Annotated in this window: 29 protein-coding genes and 1 riboswitch; of the genes, 19 read left to right on the top strand and 10 right to left on the bottom strand. The window is 69.1% G+C overall.

Annotation, left to right across the window (positions count from 1 at the left end):
- Positions 1-5: 5 nt before the first annotated feature.
- Both IHE46_RS16320 and IHE46_RS16315 read left to right on the top strand, forming a co-directional pair.
- Positions 6-542 (top strand): AAA family ATPase, encoded by a 537-nt coding sequence (locus tag IHE46_RS16320; protein ID WP_225563121.1) that lies wholly within the window; start codon positions 6-8, stop codon positions 540-542.
- A 90-nt stretch (positions 543-632) separates the two neighbouring features.
- Positions 633-1,124, top strand: coding sequence for an asparaginase domain-containing protein (locus IHE46_RS16315; protein ID WP_192165913.1), 492 nt, complete (start codon positions 633-635; stop codon positions 1,122-1,124).
- 137 nt (positions 1,125-1,261) lie between these two features.
- On the opposite strand, the gene sufT is transcribed toward IHE46_RS16315, so the two are convergent.
- Complete coding sequence (gene sufT / locus IHE46_RS16310; RefSeq protein WP_192165911.1) at positions 1,262-1,819, bottom strand: putative Fe-S cluster assembly protein SufT; 558 nt, start codon at positions 1,817-1,819, stop codon at positions 1,262-1,264.
- Positions 1,820-1,990: 171 nt separating this feature from the next.
- Here sufT and IHE46_RS16305 point away from each other — a divergent pair, with 171 nt between their 5' ends.
- Complete coding sequence (locus IHE46_RS16305) at positions 1,991-2,422, top strand: hypothetical protein (protein WP_192165909.1); 432 nt, start codon at positions 1,991-1,993, stop codon at positions 2,420-2,422.
- A gap of 238 nt (positions 2,423-2,660) precedes the next feature.
- On the opposite strand, the gene IHE46_RS16300 is transcribed toward IHE46_RS16305, so the two are convergent.
- Together IHE46_RS16300 and IHE46_RS16295 are read right to left on the bottom strand one after the other, a co-directional pair.
- Positions 2,661-4,121, bottom strand: coding sequence for an NAD(P)(+) transhydrogenase (Re/Si-specific) subunit beta (locus IHE46_RS16300; RefSeq protein WP_192165907.1), 1,461 nt, complete (start codon positions 4,119-4,121; stop codon positions 2,661-2,663).
- A complete protein-coding gene (locus tag IHE46_RS16295) occupies positions 4,118-4,420 on the bottom strand; it encodes an NAD(P) transhydrogenase subunit alpha (protein ID WP_192165905.1) in 303 nt (100 codons plus the stop codon). Before IHE46_RS16295 ends, IHE46_RS16300 begins: the two co-directional genes overlap by 4 nt.
- Positions 4,421-4,572: 152 nt before the next feature.
- Here IHE46_RS16295 and IHE46_RS16290 point away from each other — a divergent pair, with 152 nt between their 5' ends.
- The 3 genes from IHE46_RS16290 to IHE46_RS16280 are packed head-to-tail and all read left to right on the top strand — an operon-like array spanning position 4,573 to position 6,050.
- The gene (locus IHE46_RS16290) at positions 4,573-5,160 is read left to right on the top strand and encodes an RNA polymerase sigma factor (RefSeq protein ID WP_192165903.1); all 588 of its coding nucleotides are present in this window, start codon (positions 4,573-4,575) and stop codon (positions 5,158-5,160) included.
- On the top strand, positions 5,157-5,567 hold the full coding sequence (locus tag IHE46_RS16285; protein ID WP_192165901.1) for a DUF3619 family protein: 411 nt from the start codon (positions 5,157-5,159) through the stop codon (positions 5,565-5,567). The genes IHE46_RS16290 and IHE46_RS16285 overlap by 4 nt, the downstream gene beginning before the upstream one ends.
- Positions 5,568-5,570: 3 nt before the next feature.
- Entirely contained in the window at positions 5,571-6,050 is a 480-nt protein-coding gene (locus IHE46_RS16280) for a DUF3106 domain-containing protein (RefSeq protein ID WP_192165899.1), read from the top strand.
- 32 nt (positions 6,051-6,082) lie between these two features.
- Here IHE46_RS16280 and IHE46_RS16275 read toward each other — a convergent pair whose 3' ends face one another.
- Positions 6,083-7,183: an NAD(P) transhydrogenase subunit alpha gene (locus tag IHE46_RS16275; protein WP_192165898.1), complete on the bottom strand. Its 1,101-nt coding sequence runs from the start codon at positions 7,181-7,183 to the stop codon at positions 6,083-6,085.
- 122 nt (positions 7,184-7,305) lie between these two features.
- On the opposite strand from IHE46_RS16275, the gene cdd reads away from it, so the two are divergent.
- The gene (gene cdd, locus IHE46_RS16270; protein ID WP_343230049.1) at positions 7,306-7,716 is read left to right on the top strand and encodes a cytidine deaminase; all 411 of its coding nucleotides are present in this window, start codon (positions 7,306-7,308) and stop codon (positions 7,714-7,716) included.
- A gap of 49 nt (positions 7,717-7,765) precedes the next feature.
- Here cdd and IHE46_RS16265 read toward each other — a convergent pair whose 3' ends face one another.
- A complete protein-coding gene (locus IHE46_RS16265) occupies positions 7,766-8,242 on the bottom strand; it encodes a DUF3465 domain-containing protein (RefSeq protein ID WP_192165894.1) in 477 nt (158 codons plus the stop codon).
- Positions 8,243-8,464: 222 nt separating this feature from the next.
- On the opposite strand from IHE46_RS16265, the gene IHE46_RS16260 reads away from it, so the two are divergent.
- From IHE46_RS16260 to IHE46_RS16240, 5 genes are all read left to right on the top strand, one after another.
- Positions 8,465-9,031: a nitroreductase gene (locus IHE46_RS16260; protein WP_192165892.1), complete on the top strand. Its 567-nt coding sequence runs from the start codon at positions 8,465-8,467 to the stop codon at positions 9,029-9,031.
- Positions 9,019-9,942 (top strand): 5'-3' exonuclease H3TH domain-containing protein, encoded by a 924-nt coding sequence (locus IHE46_RS16255; RefSeq protein WP_192165890.1) that lies wholly within the window; start codon positions 9,019-9,021, stop codon positions 9,940-9,942. The genes IHE46_RS16260 and IHE46_RS16255 overlap by 13 nt, the downstream gene beginning before the upstream one ends.
- Before the next feature lie 26 nt (positions 9,943-9,968).
- On the top strand, positions 9,969-10,805 hold the full coding sequence (locus IHE46_RS16250) for an AraC family transcriptional regulator (protein WP_192165888.1): 837 nt from the start codon (positions 9,969-9,971) through the stop codon (positions 10,803-10,805).
- A 46-nt stretch (positions 10,806-10,851) separates the two neighbouring features.
- Positions 10,852-11,832, top strand: coding sequence for a DMT family transporter (locus IHE46_RS16245; protein WP_192165886.1), 981 nt, complete (start codon positions 10,852-10,854; stop codon positions 11,830-11,832).
- A gap of 189 nt (positions 11,833-12,021) precedes the next feature.
- Positions 12,022-12,678: a glutathione S-transferase family protein gene (locus tag IHE46_RS16240; RefSeq protein WP_192165884.1), complete on the top strand. Its 657-nt coding sequence runs from the start codon at positions 12,022-12,024 to the stop codon at positions 12,676-12,678.
- Between the two features lie 90 nt (positions 12,679-12,768).
- On the opposite strand, the gene IHE46_RS16235 is transcribed toward IHE46_RS16240, so the two are convergent.
- Genes IHE46_RS16235 through IHE46_RS16225 form a run of 3 tightly spaced genes read right to left on the bottom strand, consistent with a single transcriptional unit; the run spans position 12,769 to position 16,102 of the window.
- A complete protein-coding gene (locus tag IHE46_RS16235) occupies positions 12,769-13,851 on the bottom strand; it encodes a homoserine dehydrogenase (protein ID WP_192165882.1) in 1,083 nt (360 codons plus the stop codon).
- Positions 13,848-15,038, bottom strand: a complete 1,191-nt coding sequence (metB, locus tag IHE46_RS16230) for a cystathionine gamma-synthase (protein ID WP_192165880.1) — start codon at positions 15,036-15,038, stop codon at positions 13,848-13,850. The genes IHE46_RS16235 and metB overlap by 4 nt, the downstream gene beginning before the upstream one ends.
- Positions 15,039-15,085: 47 nt before the next feature.
- Positions 15,086-16,102 carry a homoserine O-succinyltransferase gene (locus IHE46_RS16225; RefSeq protein WP_192165878.1) on the bottom strand — a complete coding sequence of 339 codons (1,017 nt, stop codon included), beginning with the start codon at positions 16,100-16,102 and terminating at the stop codon, positions 15,086-15,088.
- Positions 16,103-16,181: 79 nt separating this feature from the next.
- A riboswitch (SAM riboswitch) is annotated at positions 16,182-16,294 on the bottom strand.
- A 284-nt stretch (positions 16,295-16,578) separates the two neighbouring features.
- On the opposite strand from IHE46_RS16225, the gene IHE46_RS16220 reads away from it, so the two are divergent.
- The 7 genes from IHE46_RS16220 to IHE46_RS16190 all read left to right on the top strand — a co-directional run bounded on the left by IHE46_RS16220 (position 16,579) and on the right by IHE46_RS16190 (position 21,375).
- Entirely contained in the window at positions 16,579-17,298 is a 720-nt protein-coding gene (locus IHE46_RS16220; protein ID WP_192165876.1) for a 2OG-Fe dioxygenase family protein, read from the top strand.
- A gap of 24 nt (positions 17,299-17,322) precedes the next feature.
- A complete protein-coding gene (locus IHE46_RS16215) occupies positions 17,323-18,141 on the top strand; it encodes a creatininase family protein (RefSeq protein ID WP_192165874.1) in 819 nt (272 codons plus the stop codon).
- Between the two features lie 39 nt (positions 18,142-18,180).
- Positions 18,181-19,347, top strand: a complete 1,167-nt coding sequence (locus tag IHE46_RS16210; RefSeq protein ID WP_192165872.1) for a YncE family protein — start codon at positions 18,181-18,183, stop codon at positions 19,345-19,347.
- A 138-nt stretch (positions 19,348-19,485) separates the two neighbouring features.
- Complete coding sequence (locus tag IHE46_RS16205; RefSeq protein ID WP_192165870.1) at positions 19,486-20,037, top strand: HutD family protein; 552 nt, start codon at positions 19,486-19,488, stop codon at positions 20,035-20,037.
- Between the two features lie 52 nt (positions 20,038-20,089).
- A complete protein-coding gene (locus IHE46_RS16200; RefSeq protein WP_192165868.1) occupies positions 20,090-20,668 on the top strand; it encodes an NnrU family protein in 579 nt (192 codons plus the stop codon).
- An 88-nt stretch (positions 20,669-20,756) separates the two neighbouring features.
- A complete protein-coding gene (locus IHE46_RS16195) occupies positions 20,757-20,954 on the top strand; it encodes a hypothetical protein (protein ID WP_192165866.1) in 198 nt (65 codons plus the stop codon).
- A 19-nt stretch (positions 20,955-20,973) separates the two neighbouring features.
- Positions 20,974-21,375: a YchJ family metal-binding protein gene (locus tag IHE46_RS16190; RefSeq protein ID WP_192165864.1), complete on the top strand. Its 402-nt coding sequence runs from the start codon at positions 20,974-20,976 to the stop codon at positions 21,373-21,375.
- On the opposite strand, the gene IHE46_RS16185 is transcribed toward IHE46_RS16190, so the two are convergent.
- Both IHE46_RS16185 and IHE46_RS16180 read right to left on the bottom strand, forming a co-directional pair.
- A complete protein-coding gene (locus tag IHE46_RS16185; protein ID WP_192165862.1) occupies positions 21,372-22,142 on the bottom strand; it encodes an NRDE family protein in 771 nt (256 codons plus the stop codon). The genes IHE46_RS16190 and IHE46_RS16185 overlap by 4 nt on opposite strands.
- 178 nt (positions 22,143-22,320) lie before the next feature.
- Positions 22,321-23,655 (bottom strand): amino acid permease, encoded by a 1,335-nt coding sequence (locus IHE46_RS16180; RefSeq protein ID WP_192165860.1) that lies wholly within the window; start codon positions 23,653-23,655, stop codon positions 22,321-22,323.
- Positions 23,656-23,673: the final 18 nt, after the last annotated feature.

Raw genomic sequence — 23,673 nt, 5'->3', positions numbered from 1 at the left:
AGGCCATGCACATGCAGCTGTCGGCGCTGGGAAGGCGCATCTGCATCCTGGGTCCGTCCAACAGCGGCAAGTCGACGCTGGCGAATGCGATTGCGCGCCAGTGCGGCCTGCCCGCGATCCATCTCGACCAGCTCCATCACCTTCCCGGCACGGACTGGAAACCCCGTCCTTCCGACGAATTCACGGCCCTGCACGACGAAGCGATTCAGGACGACGCCTGGGTCATGGACGGGAATTATTCCAGGTGCATGCCGCAGCGCTTCCGGCGCGCGACGGGCATCATCCTGCTGGACATCTCCACGCCGCTCAGTCTGTTCCGTTATATGCGGAGATGCCTGTCCGGCCATGCAACCAGGGCCGGCGGCCTGGAGGGCGGCAGCGAGCGCGTCACGTGGGAGATGATCCACCACATCGCCGTCGTCACGCCGGGGAACCGCAGGCGCTATGCGGATCTCTATCGCCGAACCACGCTGCCGAAGATCAGGCTCGCGTCCGCACGCACCATCGACCAGTGCTACCGGCAGTGGGGCCTCGAAAGATGAGCGTCGTGCTGAACCGTCGCAACAGCCGTCGTTTCCGGTCACATGCGGCGCGGCGTTAGACTGGCGGCCCTTCTCGACCCGGCCCGGACCATGCAGCACCTGACCATCGTCACCACTGGCGGCACCATCGACAAGATCTATTTCGACGACAAGTCGGACTACAAGATCGGGGCGCCGCAGATCGGCGAGATCCTCGGCCAGCTCGGCGTGGCGTTCCAGTTCGACGTGATCCCGATCCTGCGCAAGGACAGCCTGCACGTCACCGACGAGGACCGCGCGCTGATCCGCTCCACCATCGAGGCGCAGCCGCACCGCCACGTGCTGGTGACCCACGGCACGGACACCATGGTGGAAACGGCGAAGGTGCTGGCCAGCATCCCCGGCAAGGTGATCGTGCTCACCGGCGCGCTGAACCCTGCACGTTTCCAGGGCTCCGACGCGGTGTTCAACATCGGCTGCGCGGTGGCCGCGGTGCAGACCCTGCCCGACGGCGTGTACATCACGATGAACGGCCGCGTGTGGGATCCGGCGAAGGTGCGCAAGAACCGTGCGGAAAACCGCTTCGAGGAAGTGAAGGGCTGATTTCCTCCTCATTCTCTTGCGGAGAGAGGACCAGGGCAACGGGACGCATCGCGCATGGGCTCGATGAAAGCGGCCCCTCCCGCTTCGCCAGACCGCCTCCGCCAAGCCTCTCCCCGGATCAGGGAGAGGAGAGGCGGTCAGAGCATCCCCGTTTCCAGCTTCGCCAGCTCGGACATCATCGAGTGGTTCCACGGCGGGTCGAACACCAGGTCGATGTCGGCCTCGGCGATGGTGGGGATCATCTCCAGCTTGGTGCGGGCGTCGTCCACCAGGATGTCGCCCATGCCGCAGCCGGGCGCGGTGAGGGTGAGCTTGACGTAGACCTTGCGCTGGCCGTCCTCGCGCTGTTCGAGGCTGAGGTCGTAGACCAGGCCCAGCTCGACCACGTTCACCGGGATCTCCGGGTCGAACACGGTGCGCAGCTGGTCCCAGGCGAGCTTTTCCACGTCGGCGTCGGTGGCGTCGTCCGGCACCTCGATCGGCGGCGGCGGCTCCTTGCCCAGCGCATCGGCGTCCTTGCCCGCGATGCGGAACAGGTTGCCTTCCACGTACACGGTGAAGCTGCCGCCCAGCGCCTGGGTGATGTAGCCGATCTGGCCGGCGGGCAGGTTCACCGTTTCGCCCTGCGGCACCATCACCGCCTCGCAGTCGCGCATCAGGGTGAAGGGTTCGCTGCTCAGACTGAAACCACTCATGCCACTCGCCAATCCGTCGTCAATGAAGCGCGCAGCCACGGCGCGCCGAGCTGCCTATTATGCCGCGCTATCCGCCCCGATCGGGGCGTCAGGTCGCATCGACCGGCTATGATCGGCGTTTTGCCCGCCGGGAAGCTGCATGTTCCACCTCTCCATTTTCCATACCGCGCCATGAAACCGCGCGACATTCCGCTGTTCGTGTTCGGGCTGTTCTGCGCCGCGATGATGGGCCTGGCCATAGGCGCAATGTGGATGGTGGCGGCCATATACCTGCGCCAGGCCGCGCCGTGGATGGCGCTGCCGGCAGGCGTGGCGCTGGCGTGGGCGATCCGTCACTGGATCCGCCGCCCCGGCACGGGCGCAGCGGTGCTGGCGGCCTTCGCCACCGCGCTGGCAGCGCTCTACTTCAACGTGCTGATGGCCGCGATTCTGCTGGCGAGCAACTTTGGCATGGGTCTCACCGAGGCCTTGCACACCGCGGGCACCGGCATGCTGCTGGACCTGGCGCGGCTGGGCCTGGGCCGGGCCGAGTTCGTCTGGTATGCCCTGGGCACGCTGCTGGCGGCGTGGCTGGCCTGGCGCCGGACCACGCCAAGGCGCTGAGCTCCGTCATTCCGGCGCAGGCCGGAATGACGAGCAAGAGCCCTTGGGCGCCTCACCCTGCTTAGCGTGGCCCTGCTTTGGCCGTTAGCTTTTGCGCGCCGGGAGCGCGCTGCTCTTCCAAGGCCCCATGCGGCGGCGAGGCGGTGACGATCAGGCCGCGCCGTGGGCGAGTCCACGTTTGCGATCGTCCCTGCCCGCCAAAATCAAACGGGCGACCATCCATGGCCGCACTCTTCCCTCAGGCGTCCAGCGCCTTCAGCTCGCTCACCAGTTGCCCCGCGGCGGCCTGGCCGTCGCCGTACAGCATGCGCGTGTTGTCGGCGTAGAACAGCGCGTTCTCGATGCCGGCGAAACCGGTGCCCTTGCCGCGCTTGACCACGATCACGTGCTTCGCCGCCGCCACGTCGAGGATGGGCATGCCGTAGATCGGCGAGGTCGGGTCGGTTTTCGCCATCGGGTTCACCACGTCGTTGGCGCCGATCACCAGCACCACGTCGGTGTTGGGGAACTCGGGGTTGATGTCGTCCATGTCCTCGATCAGGTCGTAGGGCACGCCCGCTTCGGCCAGCAGCACGTTCATGTGGCCGGGCATGCGGCCGGCCACCGGATGGATCGCGAATTTCACCTTCACGCCGCGCTCGATCAGCAGCTTGGCGAACTCCCACACCTTGTGCTGCGCCTGCGCCACCGCCATGCCGTAGCCGGGCACGATGGCCACGCGCTCGGCGTAGGCCATCATCACCGCCGCGTCGGCGGCATCGATGGGTTTCTGCGCGCCGGCAATTTCCTGTGCCGCACCGCCCGCCGCCGCGCCGAAGCTGCCGAACAGCACGTTGCCCAGCGAGCGGTTCATCGCCTTGGCCATCAGCTGGGTGAGTAGGGTGCCGGCCGCGCCGACCACCATGCCGGCGATGATCATCGCCTCGTTGCCCAGCACGTAGCCCTCGAACGCCACCGCAAGGCCGGTGAAGGCGTTGTACAGCGAAATCACCACCGGCATGTCGGCGCCGCCGATGGGCAGGGTCATCAGCAGGCCGAACAGCAGCGAGAGCACGAAGAAGGCGGCGATCACCGGCACCGTGAGATGCCCGGTCACCAGCATCACGCCGTGCAGCACCGCCAGCAGCAGCACCAGCAGATTCACCACGCGCTGGCCGGGGAACACGAAGCGCCGGTCCATCCAGCCCTGCAGCTTGGCGAAGGCGACCAGCGAGCCGGAGAAGCTCACCGCGCCGATCAGCGCGCCCAAAACGCCCAAGCCCAGGGCCACCGGCGTCAGCTGGGCCACCTGGTGTACTGCGTCCAGCGCCCAGCTTTCCGGGCGCAACGGCGAGGTATCCGGCACGGCCACGGCCGTACGCTGCACCTGCGCCACCAGTTCCGCGGCGCCGATGCCCGCCGCCGCGCCGCCGCCCATGCCGTTGTACAGCGCCACCATCTGCGGCATCGCGGTCATCGCCACGCGGCGTCCGCTCCACCAGGCCGCCGCCACGCCGACCAGCACCGCGGCGAGGATCAGCCCGCGATTGTGCATGTCCGGCAGCGCGAACGTGGCCAGCACCGCCACCAGCATGCCCACGCCGGCCCACACGATGCCCCCGCGGGCCGTGCGCGGCGAACTCATGCGTTTCAGACCCAGGATGAACAGCAGTGCGGCGAGGAAATAGCAGGCTTGGACCAGGGTGGGCAGCCAGCTCATGCCTTGTCTCCCGGCTTGCCGCCGCTGGGCTTGAACATCTCCAGCATGCGCTCGGTGACCACGTACCCCCCGGCGGCGTTGCCCGCGCCCAGCAGCACGGCCACGAAGCCCAGGCCGATCCCGAACGGCGTGGTGGCGTGTCCCAGCGCTATCATGGCGCCTACCAGCACGATGCCGTGAACGAAGTTGGAACCCGACATCAGCGGCGTATGCAGGATCACCGGCACTCGCGCGATGATCTCGTGGCCGGTGAACGCAGCCAGCATGAAGATGTACAGCGCCACAAACCCGTCGATCATGACCCCTCTCCCATGAGTCCCGCCCACCTGAACAATGTCGCTCCAGCATCATACGGGCGCCGGTCAACCTTCGCGAGCGCCGAACGTTGAGCACGGGTGTCGAACCGATGGAGCCCAGGCATGCATCTGCCGACGACGCGGACGAGGCTGCCATGAACAGCCTCGCCAGCACATTCGATGCCGAACTGCTGGCTACGACCGCGCAGGAGGCCCCGGCCACCCTTGACGCCTTCCTGGCGCAGGTGGAGCGGCGGGCCTTCCGCGTGGCGGAGCTGAACCTGCGTCACCGCGAGGACGCGCTGGACGCGGTGCAGGACGCCATGCTGCGGCTGGTCGGCCATTATCGGGACAAGCCTGCCTCCGAATGGGCACCGCTGTTCTGGGGCATCCTGCGCCGGCGCATCGTGGACCTGCAGCGCCGCCGCAAGGTGCGTTCGATCGTGGTGGGCTGGCTGGGCGGCGGCCGCGACGACGAGGGCGATGAATTGCCCAGCTGGGACCCGGCCGACCACGGCCCCGGCCCACTGGACCGGATGCAGGACTCGCAGTCGTGGGGCGACGTCTGCGCGGCGCTGCGCGAATTGCCGCAGCGCCAGCGCGAAGCCTTCACGCTGCGCATGCTGGAAGACCTGGACGTGGCTGAGACTGCTCAGGCCATGGGCTGCTCGGAAGGCAGCGTGAAAACACACCTGTCGCGCGCCATGCAGCGGTTGCGCGAACAACTGGAGGGCTGGCGATGAACACGCCGGAAAACGACATGCCGAACACTCAGCTGGAACAACGCGCCCGCGCGCTCTACCACGAGGCCGCGCACAATCTCGATCCCGCCATCGCCGGCCGCCTGCGCGCCGCGCGCCGCGAGGCGCTGGCCGTCGGCACCGGCGCGCGCCAGCCGCAGCATCATTTCGCGCGCTGGCTGGTACCCTCCGGCGCCTGCGCGGCGATCGCGCTGGCCGCGCTGCTGGCATGGCCTTCCGCGCCGCGCCCCATGCCGGGTGCGCCGGAGACCGCCGTGGTCGCCAGCAGCACCGGCGAAGCCGACAACGCGCTGCCGCCCGACCCCGAGCAGGCCGACCCCAACCTCTACCAGAACCTCGACTTCTACGGCTGGCTGGCCGCCAGCGACCATTCGGCCCCCACCCACTAAACCATGCCTTCGCCTGCACGCACGCTGCTCTCGCTTACCTTCGCCACCTTGCTGGGCAGCCTCGTCGCGCCCGCACTGCACGCGCAGAGTTCGCCGGCACCGATGACCTCCTGGAACAGCCTTACGCCGGCACAGCGCGACGTGCTGTCTCCCTTGCAGCAGGACTGGAACAGCATGTCGCCCGAACGCCAGCAGCGCCTGCTGGAGAAAAGCAAAGGGTGGGTGAACCTGCCGCCCGACCAGCGCGCGCAGATCAGCCAGCGCATCGCGGACTGGCAGCACATGACGCCGGCCGAGCGGCACCAGGCCCGCGAGAATCAGCGCCTGTTCCGCGAGCTGCCGCCCGCGAAGCGCGAGCAGTTGCACGACGCCTACCAGCGCTTCCAGAAACTGCCGCCGGAGCAGCGCGCCCGGCTGATGCAGCAGTGGCATGCCATGCCGCCCACGGAGCGGCTGCGCTGGCTGCACGGTCCCAAACGCTGAGGCCTTCCCTCACTGGGAAATGAGGCCCGGCCTCAAGCCTTGAACAGCGTCTCGCCGGCGCGCACCACGCAGCTCTTCGCCACCAGCTCGTCGTCGAAGTCTGGAGCGAGCGCACCGTCCTTCAGCAGCAGTTCGGCGAAATTCACCACGTTGCGCGCGTACATTTCCGAGGCGTGCAGCGGTGCACCGGCCGGCAGGTTGAGCGGACCGAGGATGGTGACGCCGCCCTGCTCCACGCGCTCGCCTGGCCGGGTCAATTCGCAATTGCCGCCGCTTTCGGCGGCAAGGTCCACGACCAGCGCACCCGGTTTCATGCCGCCGATCATCGCGGCGGTGAGGATCTTCGGCGCCGCGCGGCCCGGCACGGCGGCGGTGGACACCACCACGTCGAACGCCTTGAGATGCTCGGCCAGCGCCTGCTGCTGCGCCGCGCGCTCCTCCGCCGACAGTTCGCGCGCATACCCGCCGCTGCCGGCGGCGCTGACGCCGAGGTCGAGGAACTTCGCGCCCAGCGACTCCACCTGTTCGCGCGTCTCCGGACGCACGTCGTAGCCCTCGGTCTGCGCGCCGAGGCGGCGCGCGGTGGCGATGGCCTGCAGGCCGGCCACGCCGGCGCCGATCACCAGCACCTTCGACGGACGGATCGTGCCCGCGGCGGTGGTGAGCATGGGAAAGAACTTGGGGGCCGCCTCGGCGGCGATCAGCATGGCGCGGTAGCCCGCCACCGCCGCCTGCGAACTCAGCACATCCATCGCCTGCGCGCGCGTCGTGCGCGGCAGCAGTTCCAACGCGAATGCGGTGAGCTTGCGCGCAGCCAGCGCCGCGACGCGCGCGTTCGCGCCGTAAGGCCGCAGCTGCCCCACCACCACCGCACCTTCGCGCAGCTGCGCAAACGTCGCGTCCTCCGGCGGCAGCACGCAGGCCAGCAGGTCGGCCTGCGCCAGCACGTCGCCGGCCGAGGCGAAATCCACGTTCGCATAGGCCGTGTCGGGGAAGCCCGCCGCCGCGCCCGCGCCGCTTTCCAGCAGCACGCGCAGGCCCTTGCCCTGGAGCTTCTTCGCCATCTCGGGAGTGATCGCCACGCGGCGTTCGCCGGCGGCGGTCTCGCGCAGGGCGGCTACGGTGGTCGGCATCGTGCATCCCTCGTGGAAGGTCGCTGCATCTTGCCATGTTTGCGTGCACTTGGACGCGCCGCCGCGGCGCGCTAATCTGATCCACCGCCCGGGGGAACACGGAGAGCACGATGCCCGGTTCCATCCCGCACGACGAACTGCTGGCGCTGGCGCGCGCAGCCCGCGAACAAGCCCACGCCCCGTACTCCGGCTTTGCCGTGGGCGCCGCCCTGCTGGCGCGCGACGGCCGCCGCTTCAGCGGCTGCAACGTCGAGAACTCTTCCTATGGCCTGTGCAACTGCGCCGAACGTACCGCGCTGTTCGCGGCCGTCGCCGCCGGCTGCAAGCCGGGCGATTTCGCCGCCATCGCCGTGATCGCCGACTGCGACGGACCGGTCACTCCCTGCGGCGCCTGCCGCCAGGTGATGAGCGAATTGTGCGACGCCGAGATGCCGGTGCTGCTCGCCAACCTTCGCGGCGACAACGCGCAGACCAGCGTGGGGGCACTGCTGCCGGGCGCCTTCCGGTTGCGCACCGCGGCGCCATCGCCCTGACCCGGCAGGAAAAGGGCGACGCCCGCGGCGACGCCCTTTTCGCCAGCGCTTACTGGTACTTCGTGCCGTTCACCACCACATAGCCGGCATACGGCCAGGAGCTGCTGGTGCCGTGGTGCGTCCAGTCGATGCCCTGGCTGTCCATGTTGTCGTAGTAGTAGCGGCCCTTCACGTAGGTGGTGTCGCCCACCGCCACCCATGGCCATTTCGGCGCGCTCATCTGGTCGAGATCCGACACGATCTCGATCACCACGCCCGACGCCACCTGCACGTAGAAATAGCCGTGGTGTCCGCTGCGGGTCTTCTTCTCCGGCAGCACCGAGGTCACGATGCCGCAGACGTCCTCGGGCTGGTCGGCGGTGATCTGGCCGTTCTCGAAGGCCTGCTGGTCCTGCAGGAACTGCGCGTCGTTGCATGGATACGTGGTCGTCGATTTCGCCGGCGCAAAAATGCCGGTGACATAGTTGTCCTGGGCTTGTGCCGCCGTGCCCAGCATCAGTGCCGCGCCAAGCAGAACGAACGACATGCAGCGTGGTTTCATCATGATTTCCTCCCGATGTGCATCCCCTGCCCGCCCATCCTGTATCGCAGCGATGACGACACCGTGAAACGGCGCGAACGTTTCGTCGAATCCGTGAACCAGTCGGCATGCGTGCCGCAGGAAGCGGCAGAGCAAGCGCCAGATACCCGATTCGCCTGCGGCACGCCCGGCCGCTAGCATGGGAGCTCCCGCACCACGACCCGCGTCATGACCGCCCTTTCCCTGCTGCAACAACGCCACTCCGTCCCCTCGCGCCAGCTTGGCGCGCCCGCACCCGACGAAGCCACGCTGCGCGAGCTGCTCGCCGCCGCGATCCGCGTGCCCGACCACGGCAAGCTGGCGCCGTTCCGGCTGATCCGCCTCGAAGGCGACGCCAAGCTGCGCTTCGGCGAACGGCTGGCGGAATTCGCGATACGCAAGCAGCCGGAACTGTCCGACGCCAAGCGCGAAAAGGAACAGCTGCGCTATACCTTCGCGCCGCTGGTGATCGCCGTGATCGCGCGTCTCGATGCCGGCAGCAGCGTTCCCGAGATCGAGCAGCGCCTGAGCGCCGGCTGCGTGGCCTACAACATCCTGCTCGGTGCGCACGCGCTGGGTTTCGGCGCGCAATGGCTCACCGGCTGGGCCGCCTACGATCCCGACGTGGCGACGCTGCTGAGCCTGGACCCGAACGAGCACGTAGTGGGCTTCGTGCATCTCGGCACGCCGCAGACCGAGGTGCCCGACCGCGAACGTCCCGCGCTGGACGAGCTGCTAAGCACGTGGGCGCCGTGAGCGCGAACCGCCGCGATGCCGCGCACCTGGTGGACGGCAGCCTCTACGTGTTCCGCGCCTGGCATTCGATGCCGGACGAATTCCACGACGCCGAAGGCCACCCCGCCAACGCCGTGCACGGCTACACCCGCTTCCTGTGCGAACTGCTGGAGCGGGTGCAGCCGGAACGGCTGGCCGTGGCCTTCGACGCGTCGCTCACCAGCTCGTTCCGCAACGCGATCTACCCGCCGTACAAGGCCAACCGCGAGCTGCCGCCACCCGACCTCGAGCGCCAGTTCGTGCTGTGCCGCGAAGTCACCGCCGCGCTCGGCATCACCGTGCTGATCGACCATAGCTACGAGGCCGACGACCTGATCGGCAGCGCGCTGTGGAACCTGCGCGCACACGGCGTGCCCGGCGTGATCGTTTCCGCCGACAAGGATTTCGGCCAACTGCTGGGCGAACGCGACGAACAATGGGACTACGCCCGCAACCTGCGCTGGGGCCCCGCCGGCGTGTACGAAAAACTGGGCGTGCACCCGCACCAGGTGGCCGACTACCTCGCGCTGTGCGGCGACGCCGTGGACAACATTCCCGGCGTGCCCGGCATCGGCGCCAAGACCGCCGCCGCCCTGCTCGCCCACTTCGGTACCCTCGAGGCCCTGCTCGAACGCGTGGAGGAAGTGGCCTTCCTGCGCATCCGCGGCGCCGCCAGCTGCGCCGCGAAACTGCGCGAGCACGGCGAGCAGGCGCGACTCTACCGGCGGCTCACCCGCATCGCGCTGGATGCGCCGGTACCGGACGGCATCGATTCGCTGCGCCGCCAGCGCGGCGACGGCCATGCGTTGCAGGATCTCTGCGAGCGTCTGCGCTTCGGCCCGCTCACGCGCACCCGGCTCAATGCCCTGCTCGATGGCGGCGCGGGCGGCTGAAGCCCGCGGCGTGCCATCATCGCCGCATGCAAGGCGTACCCGGCCAGTTCGATCATTCCGCCGACAGGGCGCAGTTCCGGCATCCGCCGCACCACGCCGGCGTGGAGCTCTATCGCGCGCACATCGTGCGGCATGCCTTCGAACTGCACTGCCACGACGGCTTCGGGCTGGGCGCGATCGAGTCCGGCGTGGAGCGGTTCCGCTATCGCGGCGCCGAGCATCTGGCGCCGCCCGATTCGCTGGTGATGATGCACGCCGGCGAGCTGCACACCGGCAGCGCCGAGACCGCGGGTGGCTGGCGCTACCGCATGATCTACATCGATCCGGCACTGGCTGCACAGGTCACCGGCGAGCCCGACTGGTGGTTCGACCAGGCCGTGCGCGCCGACCAGGCCGGCACGCGCGAAGTCACCGCCTTGCTCGACGCACTCTGGCAGGCCGACGAACCGATAGCCTTCGACAGCCTGCTCGCCGTGCTGCTCGACCGCTTCCGCACGCATGCCCGCGTGCCGCGACCGGCTCCCGCGCAGGCGGCGATCCGCTTCGCACCGGTGATCGACTACCTGCATGCGCACCTGGCCGAGCGCCTCAGCCTCGACCAGCTGGCCGCCGTGGCCGGACTCAGCCCGTTCCATTTCCTGCGCCAGTTCCGCGCCCAGCATGACGCCACGCCACAGCAGATGCTGATGGCGCTGCGGCTGTCCCGCGCCAAACGCCTGCTCGACGCGGGCGAACCGCCGGCCCAGGTGGCGGCTGCCACCGGCCTCAGCGACCAGGCCCACCTCACCCGCGCCTTCGCGCGGCGCTACGGCGTGACGCCGGCGCGCTACCAGCGCCAGGTGGGAGCCCGGCTCCGTCCGTAGCAATCTGCTTCAAGACGGACGCATCGCGACGCGTCATGCTGCAGGCATGTTGAAGGGAACCCTCTACGCACTCGTGGCCGGCCTGATGTGGGGCATGGTCTTCGTCGCTCCCTTGCTGCTGCCGGATTACCCGCCGGCGCTGCAGTCGGTGGCGCGCTACCTCGCCTTCGGCCTGATCGCGCTGCCGCTGGCGTGGCTGCACCGCGGAGCCTTGCGCCAGCTGACCCGCGCCGACTGGATCGAGGCGCTCAAGCTCGTCGCGATCGGCAACCTGCTGTACTACCTGTGCCTGGCCAGCGCCATCCAGCGCGCCGGCGCACCGTTGCCCACGATGATCGTCGGCACCCTGCCGGTGGTCATCGCCATCGCCGCCAACCTGCGCAATGGCCGCCGCGACGGCCGATTGCCGTGGCGGCGGCTGGCGCCGCCGCTGCTGCTGATCGTCGCCGGCATCGCCAGCGTGAACCACGCCGAGCTGGCCGCGTTGCGCCACGCGCAGGGCGGCCTGGCGCGCTATGCCTCCGGCGCGCTGTTCGCCTGCGGCGCCGTGGCCTGCTGGACCTGGTATCCGCTGCGCAACGCCGACTGGCTGCGCCATCACCCCGACCGCAACCCGCGCGCCTGGGCCACGGCGCAGGGCGTGGCGATGCTGCCGCTGGCCGCGCTGGGCTATGCCGTCGTGTGGGGCACGATGAAAGCCGGCGGCAGCGCATTCCCGATGCCGCTGGGACCGCACCCCACGCTGTTCGTCTGCCTGATGGCGGCCATCGGTCTGTTCGCTTCGTGGCTGGGCACGCTGTGCTGGAACGAAGCCAGCCAGCGCCTGCCCACGGCGCTGGTGGGGCAGCTGATCGTGTTCGAGACGCTGGCTGCGCTGGCGTATGCCTTCGTGCTGCGCCATCGGATGCCCGCGCCATCGGCCCTGCTCGGCATCGCCCTGCTGGTGGCCGGAGTGGTGCTGGCCGTGCGCGTCAAACCCGTGCCGGTGTCGATCGCCGAGGCGGACGGCGGCCGCGTGGCAGGCTGACCTGGGCCTCGGGCCAGGCGCGCTTGCAAGCCTCCGGAGAACCCGTCCACTTCGGCTCTGTCACCGAGTCAGGAGCCGCATCGCACCAACCATCCTCCGCGTTGTCGAAAATTCCCTCGCCCGTTCGTCGTGGTGACAAGAGGCCGCTCATGCGCCTCGATCGATCGGAAAACCATCAGGGAGTCATCGATGAATCTGCATCTCTACATGCACCCGCTGTCCTCGTTCTGCCACAAGGTGCTGATCGCACTGTACGAGAACGGCACCCCTTTCGAACCGCACATCGTGCGGCTGGACGACGAAGCCTCGCGCGAGGATTTCCGCAAGGTCTGGCCGATCCTGCGCTTCCCGGTGCTGCGCGACGAAATGCGCGACCGTACCGTGCCGGAGTCCAGCATCATCATCGAGTACCTGGAATTGCACTATCCGGGGCCTGCGGCCTTGCTGCCCATCGGCGCGCAGGCCGCGTTGAACGTGCGCGAACGCGACCGCTTCTTCGACCTGTACCTGCACGTGCCCACGCAGAAGATCATCACCGACCGCATGCGGCCCGAAGGCAGCCACGACACGCTGGGCGTGGAGCAGGCACGCGCGCAGCTGCGCACCGCCTATGCGCTGCTCGAGCAGGAAATGCAGGAGCGCACCTGGGCCACGGGCGACACCTTCACCATGGCCGACTGCGCGGCGGCGCCGCCGCTGTTCTATTCCGCGTGGGCGGAGCCGGTGGACGACTTTCCGCATGTCGCCGCCTACCGGCAACGGTTGATGGAGCGTCCGTCCTTCGCCCGCGCCTTGCGCGAGGCGGAACCGTACCTGCAGTTCGTGCCGAAGGCGCAGGTGGCATGACCACGCGCGTCCTTCGCTCCGATGCAGGCCGGAGCAAAGGGCAAAGAGTCGAGACGGTTGCCCGCGGGATGCGCGCGCTCCCGCAATATCTCAACCCAGGGCCAGCACGTCGCCCAGCAGCGCCTGCGCGGTGACCTCGGGGCCCGCGCCCGGCCCTTGAATCACCAGCGGCTGGGTGTGGTAGCGCGTGGTGGTGAGCGCGAACTGGTTGTCGGTGCCGTACAGGCGCGCGGCAGGATGGTCGGCGGCCACTTCGACCAGGCCCACGCGGGCGCGGCCGCGCTGGTTGAGGCGAGCGAGGAAGCGCAGCACGTTGCCGCGCGACTTGGCCTCGGCATGAAGGGCGGCGAGCGGCTCGTCGAGTTCCTCGAGCCGGGCAAGGAACTGCTCGGTGTCCAGCGCGCGCAGCGGCTCGGGCACCAGGCTTTCCACCTGCACCTCGTCCCAGCCCAGCGCGAAGCCGGCGTTGCGGGCGATGATCAGCAGCTTGCGCGCCACGTCCTCGCCCGAAAGGTCGGCGCGCGGATCGGGTTCGGTGTAGCCGTGCTCGCGCGCCTCGCGCAGCAGCGCGGAGAACGGGCGGCTGCCGTCGTAACTGTTGAACAGATAGCTGAGCGAACCGGAGAACACGCCTTCCAGCGTGAGCAACGCGTCGCCGCACTGGCGCAGGCGGCGCAGCGTGGAAAGCACCGGCAGGCCCGCGCCCACGGTGGCGGAGTCGCCGTAGCGCGCGCCGTTGGCCAATGCGGCCTGCAGCGCGCGCCAGCCCGGCAGCTCGCCACCGCCCAGGGACTTGTTGGCGGTGACCACGTGGTAGCCGTGCGCCAGCCACTCCGCATGGCGCGCGGCCAGTGCGGCGCTGGCGGTGGCGTCCACGATCACCTTGGTCGGCGCGGCGCTGGCGGCCAGCGCGGCGAGCAGAGCCGCGTCGTCGCGCTGCGCGCCGGTGCTCTTCAGCTGCTCGCGCAGGTTGCGCTCGGCGAGCTTCGCGGGCTCGGTCTGCTGGCGGCGCGAGTTGGCCGCGCCCACCAGCCGCAGCGATGCAGCGGCGGGCGTATTCAGCAGCTTGAGGAAGGCGCCACCGACGACGCCCGTGCCGAGCAGCACCACGGCGATGGCGGGTGCCGCCTCGTGTGCCGCCACGGGCGCGGCTTCGGCCAGCACCGCGCTCATGCACCCACCGCACGTTTGGATTTGCCGGCGGCCACGGCGCGCGCCAGGGCGGCATCGAGGTCGCGCAGCAGATCGTCGCCGTCCTCGATGCCCACCGACACGCGCAGCAGAGTGTCGGCGATGCCGGCCTTGCGGCGCGCTTCCGGCGCCATCGCGGCGTGGGTCATGGTGGCCGGATGCGCGATCAGGCTTTCCACGCCGCCCAGCGATTCGGCCAGCGAGAAATACTCCAAGCCATCGACGAAGGCGGCGATCTGCGACTCGTCGCCGTCGAGCTCGAAGCTGAGCATCGCACCGAAGCCCTGCTGCTGGCGCGCGGCCAGCGCGTGGTACGGGTTGGACGCGAGACCGGGGTAGTACACCTTGCGCACGGCGGCATGGCCGTCCAGATGCGTGGCGATGCGTTCGGCGTTTTCCTGGTGCTGGCGCAGGCGCACGCCCAGCGTGCGCAGGCCGCGCAGGGTGAGGTAGCTGTCGAACGGCGCGCCGGTGAGGCCGTTGCAGTTGCCCCACCACTTGAGCTGCTCGGCCAGCTCCGGCGTGCGCGCCACTACGGCGCCGCCCACCACGTCGCTGTGGCCATTGATGTACTTGGTGGTGGAGTGCACCACCACGTCGGCGCCCAGCGCCAACGGTTGTTGCAGGGCGGGCGAGAGGAAGGTGTTGTCCACCACCACCAGCGCGCCCGCGGCGTGCGCGGCCTGCGCCACGTGGCGGATGTCGGTGATGCGCAGCAGCGGGTTGGACGGCGTTTCCACCCACACCAGCGCGGGCTTGGCGGCGAGGCCGATGGCCAGCGCCGCGGGATCGGTGAGATCGGCGAACTGCACCGCGAAGCGGCCCTTCTTCGCCCAGGCGTCGAGGATGCGCCACGTACCGCCGTAGCAGTCATGCGCGGCCAACACCGTGGCGCCGGCCGGCACCAGCTCCAGTGCCAGCGCCACCGCGGCCATGCCGCTGGCGGTGACCACGGCGCCCGCGCCCTGCTCCAGTTCGGCCAGCGCGTTCGCCAGCAGGTCGCGCGTGGGATTGCCGCTGCGCGAATAGTCGTAGGTGCGCTTGCGGCCGAAACCCTCGAAGCTGTAGTTGGTCGAGAGATGCAGCGGCGGAACCACCGCGCCGTGCTGGGTGTCGCTCTCGATGCCGGCGCGCACCGCGCGGGTGCTGGAAGCCGTGTTCTCGCTCATGGGGTTCTCCCGAAATCCGAATAAAAGTTGTGCGTTGTCGTGAGGGTTCAGCGCAGGGCTTCGCGCAGCAATGGCGCAAGTTGCTCCGGCTCCTTGAGGAAGGCATCGTGGCCGTAGGGCGACTCCACCACTTCGAGCGTGGCCGGGCCGCGCAGGCGGCGCTGCAGTTCGCAGAGATCGGCCAGCGGCACCAGGCGATCCGACGGAAAGCCGATCAGCGTGGTCGGCAGCGGCACCTGCTCGGGCTTCACGTCGTGCAGGTCGATGGATTCGGACAGTGCCAGGAAGCGGTCGGCATCGAAGCGTTCCACGAAGCGGCGACCCTGATGCTCGAGGTAATCCTCGACCGGGAAGTGGAAGCGCTCGCCGCGCCATTCCGCCTCGCCAGCGAAGCGACGGCCGAATTCGGCGCTACCGCGATAGGTGGTGATGGCGAGCTGCCGCGCCAGCGCCAGCGCCTCGTCCAACTGTCCGCTGGACTGGCCCAGGCGCACGATGCCGCGCTGCACACTGCGCTGCGCGGTGGAAAGCGGATGGGCGCGGTGCGCGCCGGCCAGCAGCACCAGGCGATCGACGCGCTGCGCATGTCGCGCGGCGAAGGCCAGGCCCACCATCGCACCGTAGGACGAACCCACGAAGGCATGCGCCTTGACGATGCCCAGCGCGTCGAGCAGGACAGCCAGTGCGTCAGCCTGGTCTTCGCTGGAGACGGTGGCGGCGCCCAGATCCGCCGGAGTGAGCCAGTCGATGGCCAGCACGCGGAAACGGGCGAGATCGATCGCCGCATCCTCGGCCACCAGCGGCTGCCACCAGCCCGGTGCGGCGCCAGCCGGCGCGGTAACGTCGCGATTCGCGGAAATCCCGCCCTGCACGATCACCGTTGGCGCATCCGGCGCACCGCACCACAGGTAGTGCACATCGGCCGCACACGCACCCTTGCCGTACTTCGGGCTGAGCGACAGCCGCCGCGTGCTGCGCTGCGCACCCAGCGCGCGCGGCGCCACGGACAGGCCGACCACCTCGGTGGTACAGGGAGTACAGGTTTCGGGCTGCGGCTGGCTCATGCGTCTCTCCGTTCGGCATCGTCCTGCGGATGCCGGAGAGGAGCCCCGCGCGAATGCGGCACGACGCCGCTGCGCAAGCTGCCCATCTGCCGGTGTGCCTAAGCACCACCGCAGGAGTTGGCACCGTCGCGGAACATTCCGCAGGTTGCCCCGGCTTCAAAGGGCCTGTCCCTCAGCCGGTCTCGATGAGTACGACGGATTCTGCATATGACATGTCGACATGTCAATAGACGTCTAAACGTCTGGACGTTCATATGTCCATTCGTCATGGATGCTTCGCGTGCCTAAGAAGCACGTTCGACACGGCTGCCACTCCCCGTCCGCGGAACGCGGAGACGGATGCCGCCGCCGCACACCGGAACCGCCCTCGGCAGCCTCCCTGGAGAAAGGCTTCTCCAGCCAAGGCAACGGTTTTGCCCGCATCCCGCCACGTACCAGCCAGTGCCGCTTCATGCGCAAACTGCTAGTTTGCACGGATGGACCACCCCACCCCTTCCGATCTGCACGCAGCCCTGCGGCTCGACGGCTTCGCCTTCGTCACCGCCGATGCCATGCGCGGCCTGCTCGACGCGGCCACGCTCGCCGACTGGCCCGTGTTCGCCGCGAGCTGGAACGCACTGGGCGACGACCGCTACCTCGCCGAACGCGGGCGCCACCGCCGTCGCCGGCACGCCGTGTTCGCCGCCGATGCCACCGGCACGATCCGCCGCGAACCGGATCAGCCGCACTACCAGAGCCTCTCCTACAACGCCCTGCAGGGCGGCATCGAACGCTGGTTCGAACCGGTGGAACCGGCCATCGCGGACGGCGCCAGCCTCGGGCGCATCCTCGCGTTCTGCCGCGACCGCTTCGACGCGCTGGCCCCGCAGGTACGCCAATGGCGCATCGAGGTGCACCAGTTCCGCATCGAGGCGCGCGCCGACGCGGCCGGCGAACCCACGCCCGAGGGCGTGCACCGCGATGGCGTGGATTATGTGCTGGTGCTGCTGATCGACCGCGAGAACATCGAGCGCGGCACCACCACCATCCACGCGCCCGACGGCAGCGAACTCGGCCAGTTCACCCTCGCCCGCGCCTTCGACGCGGCCCTGCTGGACGACCACCGCGTGTTCCACGGCGTCACGCCGGTGGTGCCGAAGGACCCCGCACAGGCCGCGCACCGCGACGTGCTGGTGGTGACGTTCAAGGCCGCCTGATCCCCATTCCACCCAAGGAACACCATGCCATCACGCTTTCTGCCACGCGCCTTCGCATTCGCCGCGCTGCTGTTCGCCGCGCAGGCCGCTTTCGCGCAGGCGCCCGCCACCGTGCAGCTGCAGGACCTCACCTGGACCGAAATCCGCGACCAGGTCCACGCCGGCAAGACCACCCTCATCATCCCCATCGGCGGCACCGAGCAGAGCGGCCCCTACATCGCGGTGGGCAAGCACAACCGGCGCGCCACGGTGCTGGCCGAGCGCATCGCGCAGAAGCTGGGCAATGCGCTGGTGGCGCCCACCGTCGACTACGTGCCCGAAGGCGGCTACAGCCCGCCGACCTCGCACATGCGCTTCCCCGGCACCATCACCATCCCGGACGCTACCTTCGAACAATTGCTGGTATCGGCCGCCAACAGTTTTGCCGTACACGGCTTCCGCAACATCGTGTTCCTCGGCGACCACGGCGGCTACCAGAAGGACCTGCAACACGTGATGGCGCAGCTCAACAAGCAATGGGCCGGCACGCAGGCGCGCGCCTTCGTGCCGCCGGAATACTACGAGGCGAGTTCCACCGGCTACGCGCAGATCCTGCGCCAGCACGGCATCCGCGACGACGAGATCGGCACCCATGCGGGCCTGGCCGACACTTCGCTGCAACTGGCGGTGGCGCCGCAGATGGTGCGGCTGGACGGCCTGCGCAGCGCGCCGAAGCTTGGCACCGCCGACGGCGTGTACGGCGGCGACCCGCACCGCTCCAGCGCGGCACTGGGCCAGCTCGGCATCGACGCCATCGTGGCGCGCACCGTCGAGGCGATCCGCAAGGACACGTCTGGGCGATAATGGCCCGCTCGCTTCCCCATTCCCACAGCGAAACCGATCATGACCCACCGTTCCCGTCGTTTCCCCCGCCTCGCGCTGCTGGCCGGCACCCTCGTCGGCCTCTGCGCCTCCGCCGCGACCCTGGCGCAATCCGTGACCACCGTGCCCGGCATGCCGCGTGTGGTGAATCCCGCCGACATGTACAGCCAGGCGGGCTTCAACATGTTCAGCCCGGCCGTGGCCGGCGCGCTGCAGCGCATCTACGTGCCGAACCTGCGCGGCGACAGCGTCACCGTGATCGACCCCGCCACCTACAAGGTGGTCGACACCTTCAAGGTCGGCCGCAGCCCGCAGCACGTGGTGCCCGCGTACGACCTCCAGACGCTGTGGGTCACCAACAACGCCGAAGGCCACAACGACGGCAGCCTCACGCCCATCAATCCGAAGACCGGCAAGCCCGGCCAGGCGATTCCGGTGGACGACCCGTACAACATGTACTTCACCCCCGACGGCAAGTACGCCATCGTGGTGGCCGAGGCGCACGCACGGCTGGATTTCCGCGACCCGCACACGATGGCGCTGAAGTTCAGCGTGAACGCGCCCGAGTGCAAGGGCATCAACCACGCCGACTTCGCCATCGACGGCCGCTACGCGATCTTCACCTGCGAGTTCGGCGGCAAGCTGACCAAGATCGACATGGTCAACCACAAGGTGCTTGGCTATCTCGAACTCGACAAGCACGGCATGCCGCAGGACATCCGCGTCTCGCCCGACGGCAAGGTGTTCTACGTGGCCGACATGATGGCCGACGGCGTGTTCCTGATCGACGGCGACAGCTTCACCAAGATCGGCTTCATCAAGACCGGCATCGGCACGCACGGCGAATACCCCAGCCGCGACGCCACCAGGCTGTACGTCGCCAACCGCGGCTCCAACAAGGTGCACGGCCCGCGCCACGGACCCGGCAGCGTGTCGGTGATCGACTTCGCCACGCGCAAGGTCGTCGCCAACTGGCCAATCCCTGGCGGCGGCAGCCCGGACATGGGCAACGTCAGCGCGGACGGCAAGACGCTGTGGCTCTCCGGCCGCTTCGACGACGTCGTCTACGCCTTCGACACCGCTACCGGCAAGGTGCGCATCATCAAGGTCGGCGCCGAGCCGCACGGCCTCGCAGTGTGGCCGCAGCCGGGCCGCTATTCGCTGGGACACACCGGCATCATGCGTTGATGGCCTGAGCCGTTGCCCCGCGCCCGGCCGCGGGGCAACGACTGGATGCCGATCCCTCGTCTCGAAGCGAGAGCAGCCGAACCGCCCTCGTGCCACCATGCGACGCTCCGGCGCAAACCATCGACCGCGGTTTCGACGATGCCCATCCTCCGACTTGCCGATTGCCCGGCCACGCCATGGAAGAACGGCCTGGGCCGCACCCGCGAACTGGCCATCCATCCGCCCGGCGCAGGCATGGACGATTTCCTCTGGCGCGTGAGCGTTGCCGAGGTGGAAAGCGCCGCGCCGTTCTCCGCCTTCCCCGGTATCGACCGCGTGATCGCCCTGCTCGACGGTGCCGGCTTCACGATGAAGATGGACGACGGGCACCACCACGCCCTCACCACGCCAGGCATGCCCTTCGCGTTCCGCGGCGAAACCGGCGTGGACGTGACGCTGGCTGGCGGACCCAGCCGCGACTTCAACCTGATGCTGCGCCGCGACCGCATGCGCGGCGACATCGAAGCGTGGCACGGCGCGGGTACACGGCACGCCGATGCCGGCATCGCGCTGGTGTACTGCATGCGGGGCAACATCGATACCGCCGAAGGTCCGCTGCACGCGGGCGACGCATGGCGACCCGGAAGCGGCACGCTGGTGTTGCACGGCGACGCGCTGGCGCTGGCCGTACGGGTCGCACCGCACTCGTGACGCTGCGCGCGGCCGCCTATACTCCGCGATACCGCCTGCGGAGCCGCCTGCCATGCCTGTGCTGATCCTCGGTCTCGTGCTTTTTCTCGGCATGCATTCGCTGCGCATCTTTGCCGATGACTGGCGTGCGAAGCAGATCGCCCGGCTGGGCCCGACGCGTTGGAAAGGTCTGTACGCGCTGATATCGCTGGTCGGCTTTGTGCTGATCTGCTGGGGCTTCGGGCTGGCGCGGCACACGCCGGTGCTGCTGTACTCGCCGCCGCTGTGGCTGATGCGGCTCAACGCACTGTTCACCCTGGTGGCTTTCGTGCTGCTCGCCGCCGCACGGGTGCCGCGCAACGGCATCAAGGCGCGCCTGCATCATCCGCAGGTACTGGCGGTGAAGACATGGGCATTCGGCCATCTGCTCGCCACCGGCATGCTGCACGACGTGGTGCTGTTCGGCGCCTTTCTGCTGTGGGCCGTGGCGCTGTTCGCCCCCTCGCGCCGCCGCGACCGCCGCGAGGGCACGGTGTACCCGCCCGGCACGCTCAAGGGCACGGCCCTCACCGTCGTCGTCGGCGTGGTGGCCTGGGCGGCTTTCGCGTTCTGGCTGCACGCACTGCTGATCGGCGCGAAGCCGGTGATGTGAGCACAGCTGCGGGGTGCCGAAAGACACTGCGCAGCGCGTCGCGAATCGCGCTACAGTTTTGCCATCCATCCTCTCCTGAGGTCATGTCATGGCCGCTTTCCTGCTCTGGCTCTTGCTGCTGGTGTTCTGCTGGCCGATCGCGCTGCTGGCGCTGGTGCTTTACCCCATCGTGTGGCTGATCTGCCTGCCGTTCCGGCTGGTGGGCATCACCGTAGGCGCGGTGTTCGCCTTCCTCGGCGCACTCCTGATGCTGCCTGCCCGCGTGCTGCGCGGCCGCCCCGCCTGAGCGTCTGCGCCGGGGTGGCATGAAGGCAATCGACACCCTCACACCTTGCCCCTGCGGCCACCCGGCCGGTTACGCCACCTGCTGCGGCCCGCTGCTCGACGGCGCCGCAGCAGCCAGCAGCCCTGCCCAGCTGATGCGTTCGCGCTACAGCGCCTACGTGCTCAAGCGCGAGGACTACCTGCTCGGCACCTGGCACGCCGATACCCGGCCCGCTTCGCTGCGGCTGAGCGCGCAACAGCCCGCGCCAACCTGGCTGGGGCTGGACGTGCGTGGCGAACAGCTGCTCGACGCCGATCACGCCACGGTGGAATTCGTGGCCCGCTATCGCCTCGCCGGTGGCAGCGCCCAACGCCAGCACGAAATCAGCCGTTTCGTGCGCGAGGCGGACCGCTGGTATTACGTGGACGGCGAGTTGCTCTAGGAGCCCTGCGTTCCGAGGGACAGCCGGCTCTCGCCAAGGAAGCGGCCCTCCGGCCCGAAGCGCCGCTCGACGATCACCCCTGACCCATCGTGGCCGATCGCCACCACCGTGCTCGCGCGCGTGCCGTAGTGTTCGCCGCGGATGAAGGCACTGGAAAGCCAGCGCTCGCGCTCCAGGCCCACGCCGGTATCGGGCAGGTCCGCATCGGGTGCCTGCCGCTCGTCGGCGAGCGCGCTGAACAGCGGCGCGAAATCCTCCTCGCGGCGATCGGCCAGCCACGCATCCAGGCGCGCCATCAACGCGCGCGTCTTTGGCCACGGCGTATTGAAATCCGCGTTCGACAGACCATGCACGCCGGGACTCACCGCCTCGGCACGGGACTCCGGGCGATTGCCCAGATAGAACGCGGCATGCGCATCGAACGTAAGCAGGTTGAAGGGACGATAGTCCCCGGCACGGGCACGCAACCGCTCCGCGTGCACTGTCGCGTCCGCATCGCCTGCAAGATAGTCGCTGACGAGCAGGCCGCGCGAGGCGCCCTGCTGCGGATCGCGTGGATCGCGCACGTTGGTGACCACGCAGCAGCGCCCGCCATCCGTCGCGCCCAGCCACGTGCCGCCGGCTTCAAGATCGCGCCCGGCGACGATGGGCAAGTCGGCCCAGCGCGCCAGCTCCGCACTGGGCCGCGCGTGGAATTCGTCGCGATTGCCGGCCAGCACCAGCCGCCAGCGCGGGTGCGCCTGCCAGGCGAAAGCGATCAGGCACATGGGCGGCTCCGAAGAAATCGATCCGCAAGCATAACCCCGCCGACAGCCACGGCATCGCGGCCCTCGTCGTCACTCCGCACATGCATTGCGTGCCGCGTCGACGAAACCCGCGAACGCAGCACCGGCGATGGCAATCAATCCAGCGCGCAAACCCACGCCGGCAAGCAGCCGGAGCCGTTCACGCCGCCGACCGGCGCTGCCACCACTGCCACAGCCAGTACACCGGCGCACCCAGCGCAATGATGAGCAGACTCATGCCCGCATCGTGCGGCGAGGAAATCGCGGTGGCGACGATCACGCCCGTCACAGTGAGCACGAACACCAGCGGCATCAGCGGAAACAGCGGCACGCGGTACGGCGCGGGTTCGTCCACGAACTTCCAGCGATACCAGAACAGCGTGCCGATGCCGACGGCGTGGCCCAGCCACTCGCCCACGGCGGTGTAGTCCACCAGCTGGCCGAAGTTGCCCCACAACACCAGCACCACGGTCCACGCACCCAGCACGACAAGCGCCACCTGCGGCGTGCGCGTGCGCGGGTCGATGTAGCCCACCGCGCGGAACAGCATGCCGTCCGCGCCCATGGTCTGCATCACGCGCGCGCCGCCGGCGATGGCGATGCTGCAATAGCCGAAGGTGGAACAGGCGATGCCGATCGCCATCACCTTCGCGCCGGTCTCGCCGAACAGGCGGCGCATCAGGTCGGCCGCAGGCGCGGAGCTGCCGGCCAGTCCCGCATGGCCCAGGCCGGTGAGGTAGGCCACGTTCGCCAGCACATAAGCCAGCACCACGCCCAGCATGCCGAGCAGCAAGGCGCGCGGCAGCGTGCGCTGCGGATCGCGCACCTCGCCGGCGAGATCGTTCAAATAATGAAAGCCGCCATAAGTGAACAACACCGGCAGCAACGCTCCCACGAAGGCGCCCCCGGACACCGGATGCGTGGTGTCGGTCGCCAGTACGCCGCCGAGATGGCCGTGCGCCAACGCCAGACCCACTGCCACCAGCATCGCGATCGCGGTGAGCTTCAGCACCGCGAAAATGTTCTGCATCATCGCGCCGGCGCGGATGCCGGTGAGGTTCACGCCCACGATGAACACGATCGCAGCCACACCCACCGGCTTCACCCACGGCAGCGGCAGGTCCAGCGCCTTGCAGAAATAATCGGCGAACGTGGTGGCCACCGCCGCCACGCTGCCGGGATAGTTGATCAGCGCCATCGCCCAGCCGAACAGAAAGCCCGGCAGCGAACCGAAAGCCTCGCGAATGTAGAGATAGATGCCGCCCGCGTGCGGCCGCCGCGAGCCCAGTTCCGCGTAGCACAACACGCCGGTGAGCGTGAGCAGCCCGCCCAGCACCCACACCGCCAGCAGCGGCAGGCCGGACGCCGTGCGTTCCGCCACCGTGGCCGGCGTGCGGAAGATGCCGGCGCCGATCACGCCGCCGACCACGATCATCGCGCCGTCCCATACGCCGAGCCGGCGCAGGTAGGCAGGGGAGCTGGTTTCGTTCGTCATCCGGCAACCTTGGCATGG

This window comes from Rhodanobacter sp. DHG33 (assembly GCF_014843005.1).
GTDB lineage: Bacteria > Pseudomonadota > Gammaproteobacteria > Xanthomonadales > Rhodanobacteraceae > Rhodanobacter_A.
This window is presented reverse-complemented; position numbering and strand designations above follow the sequence as displayed.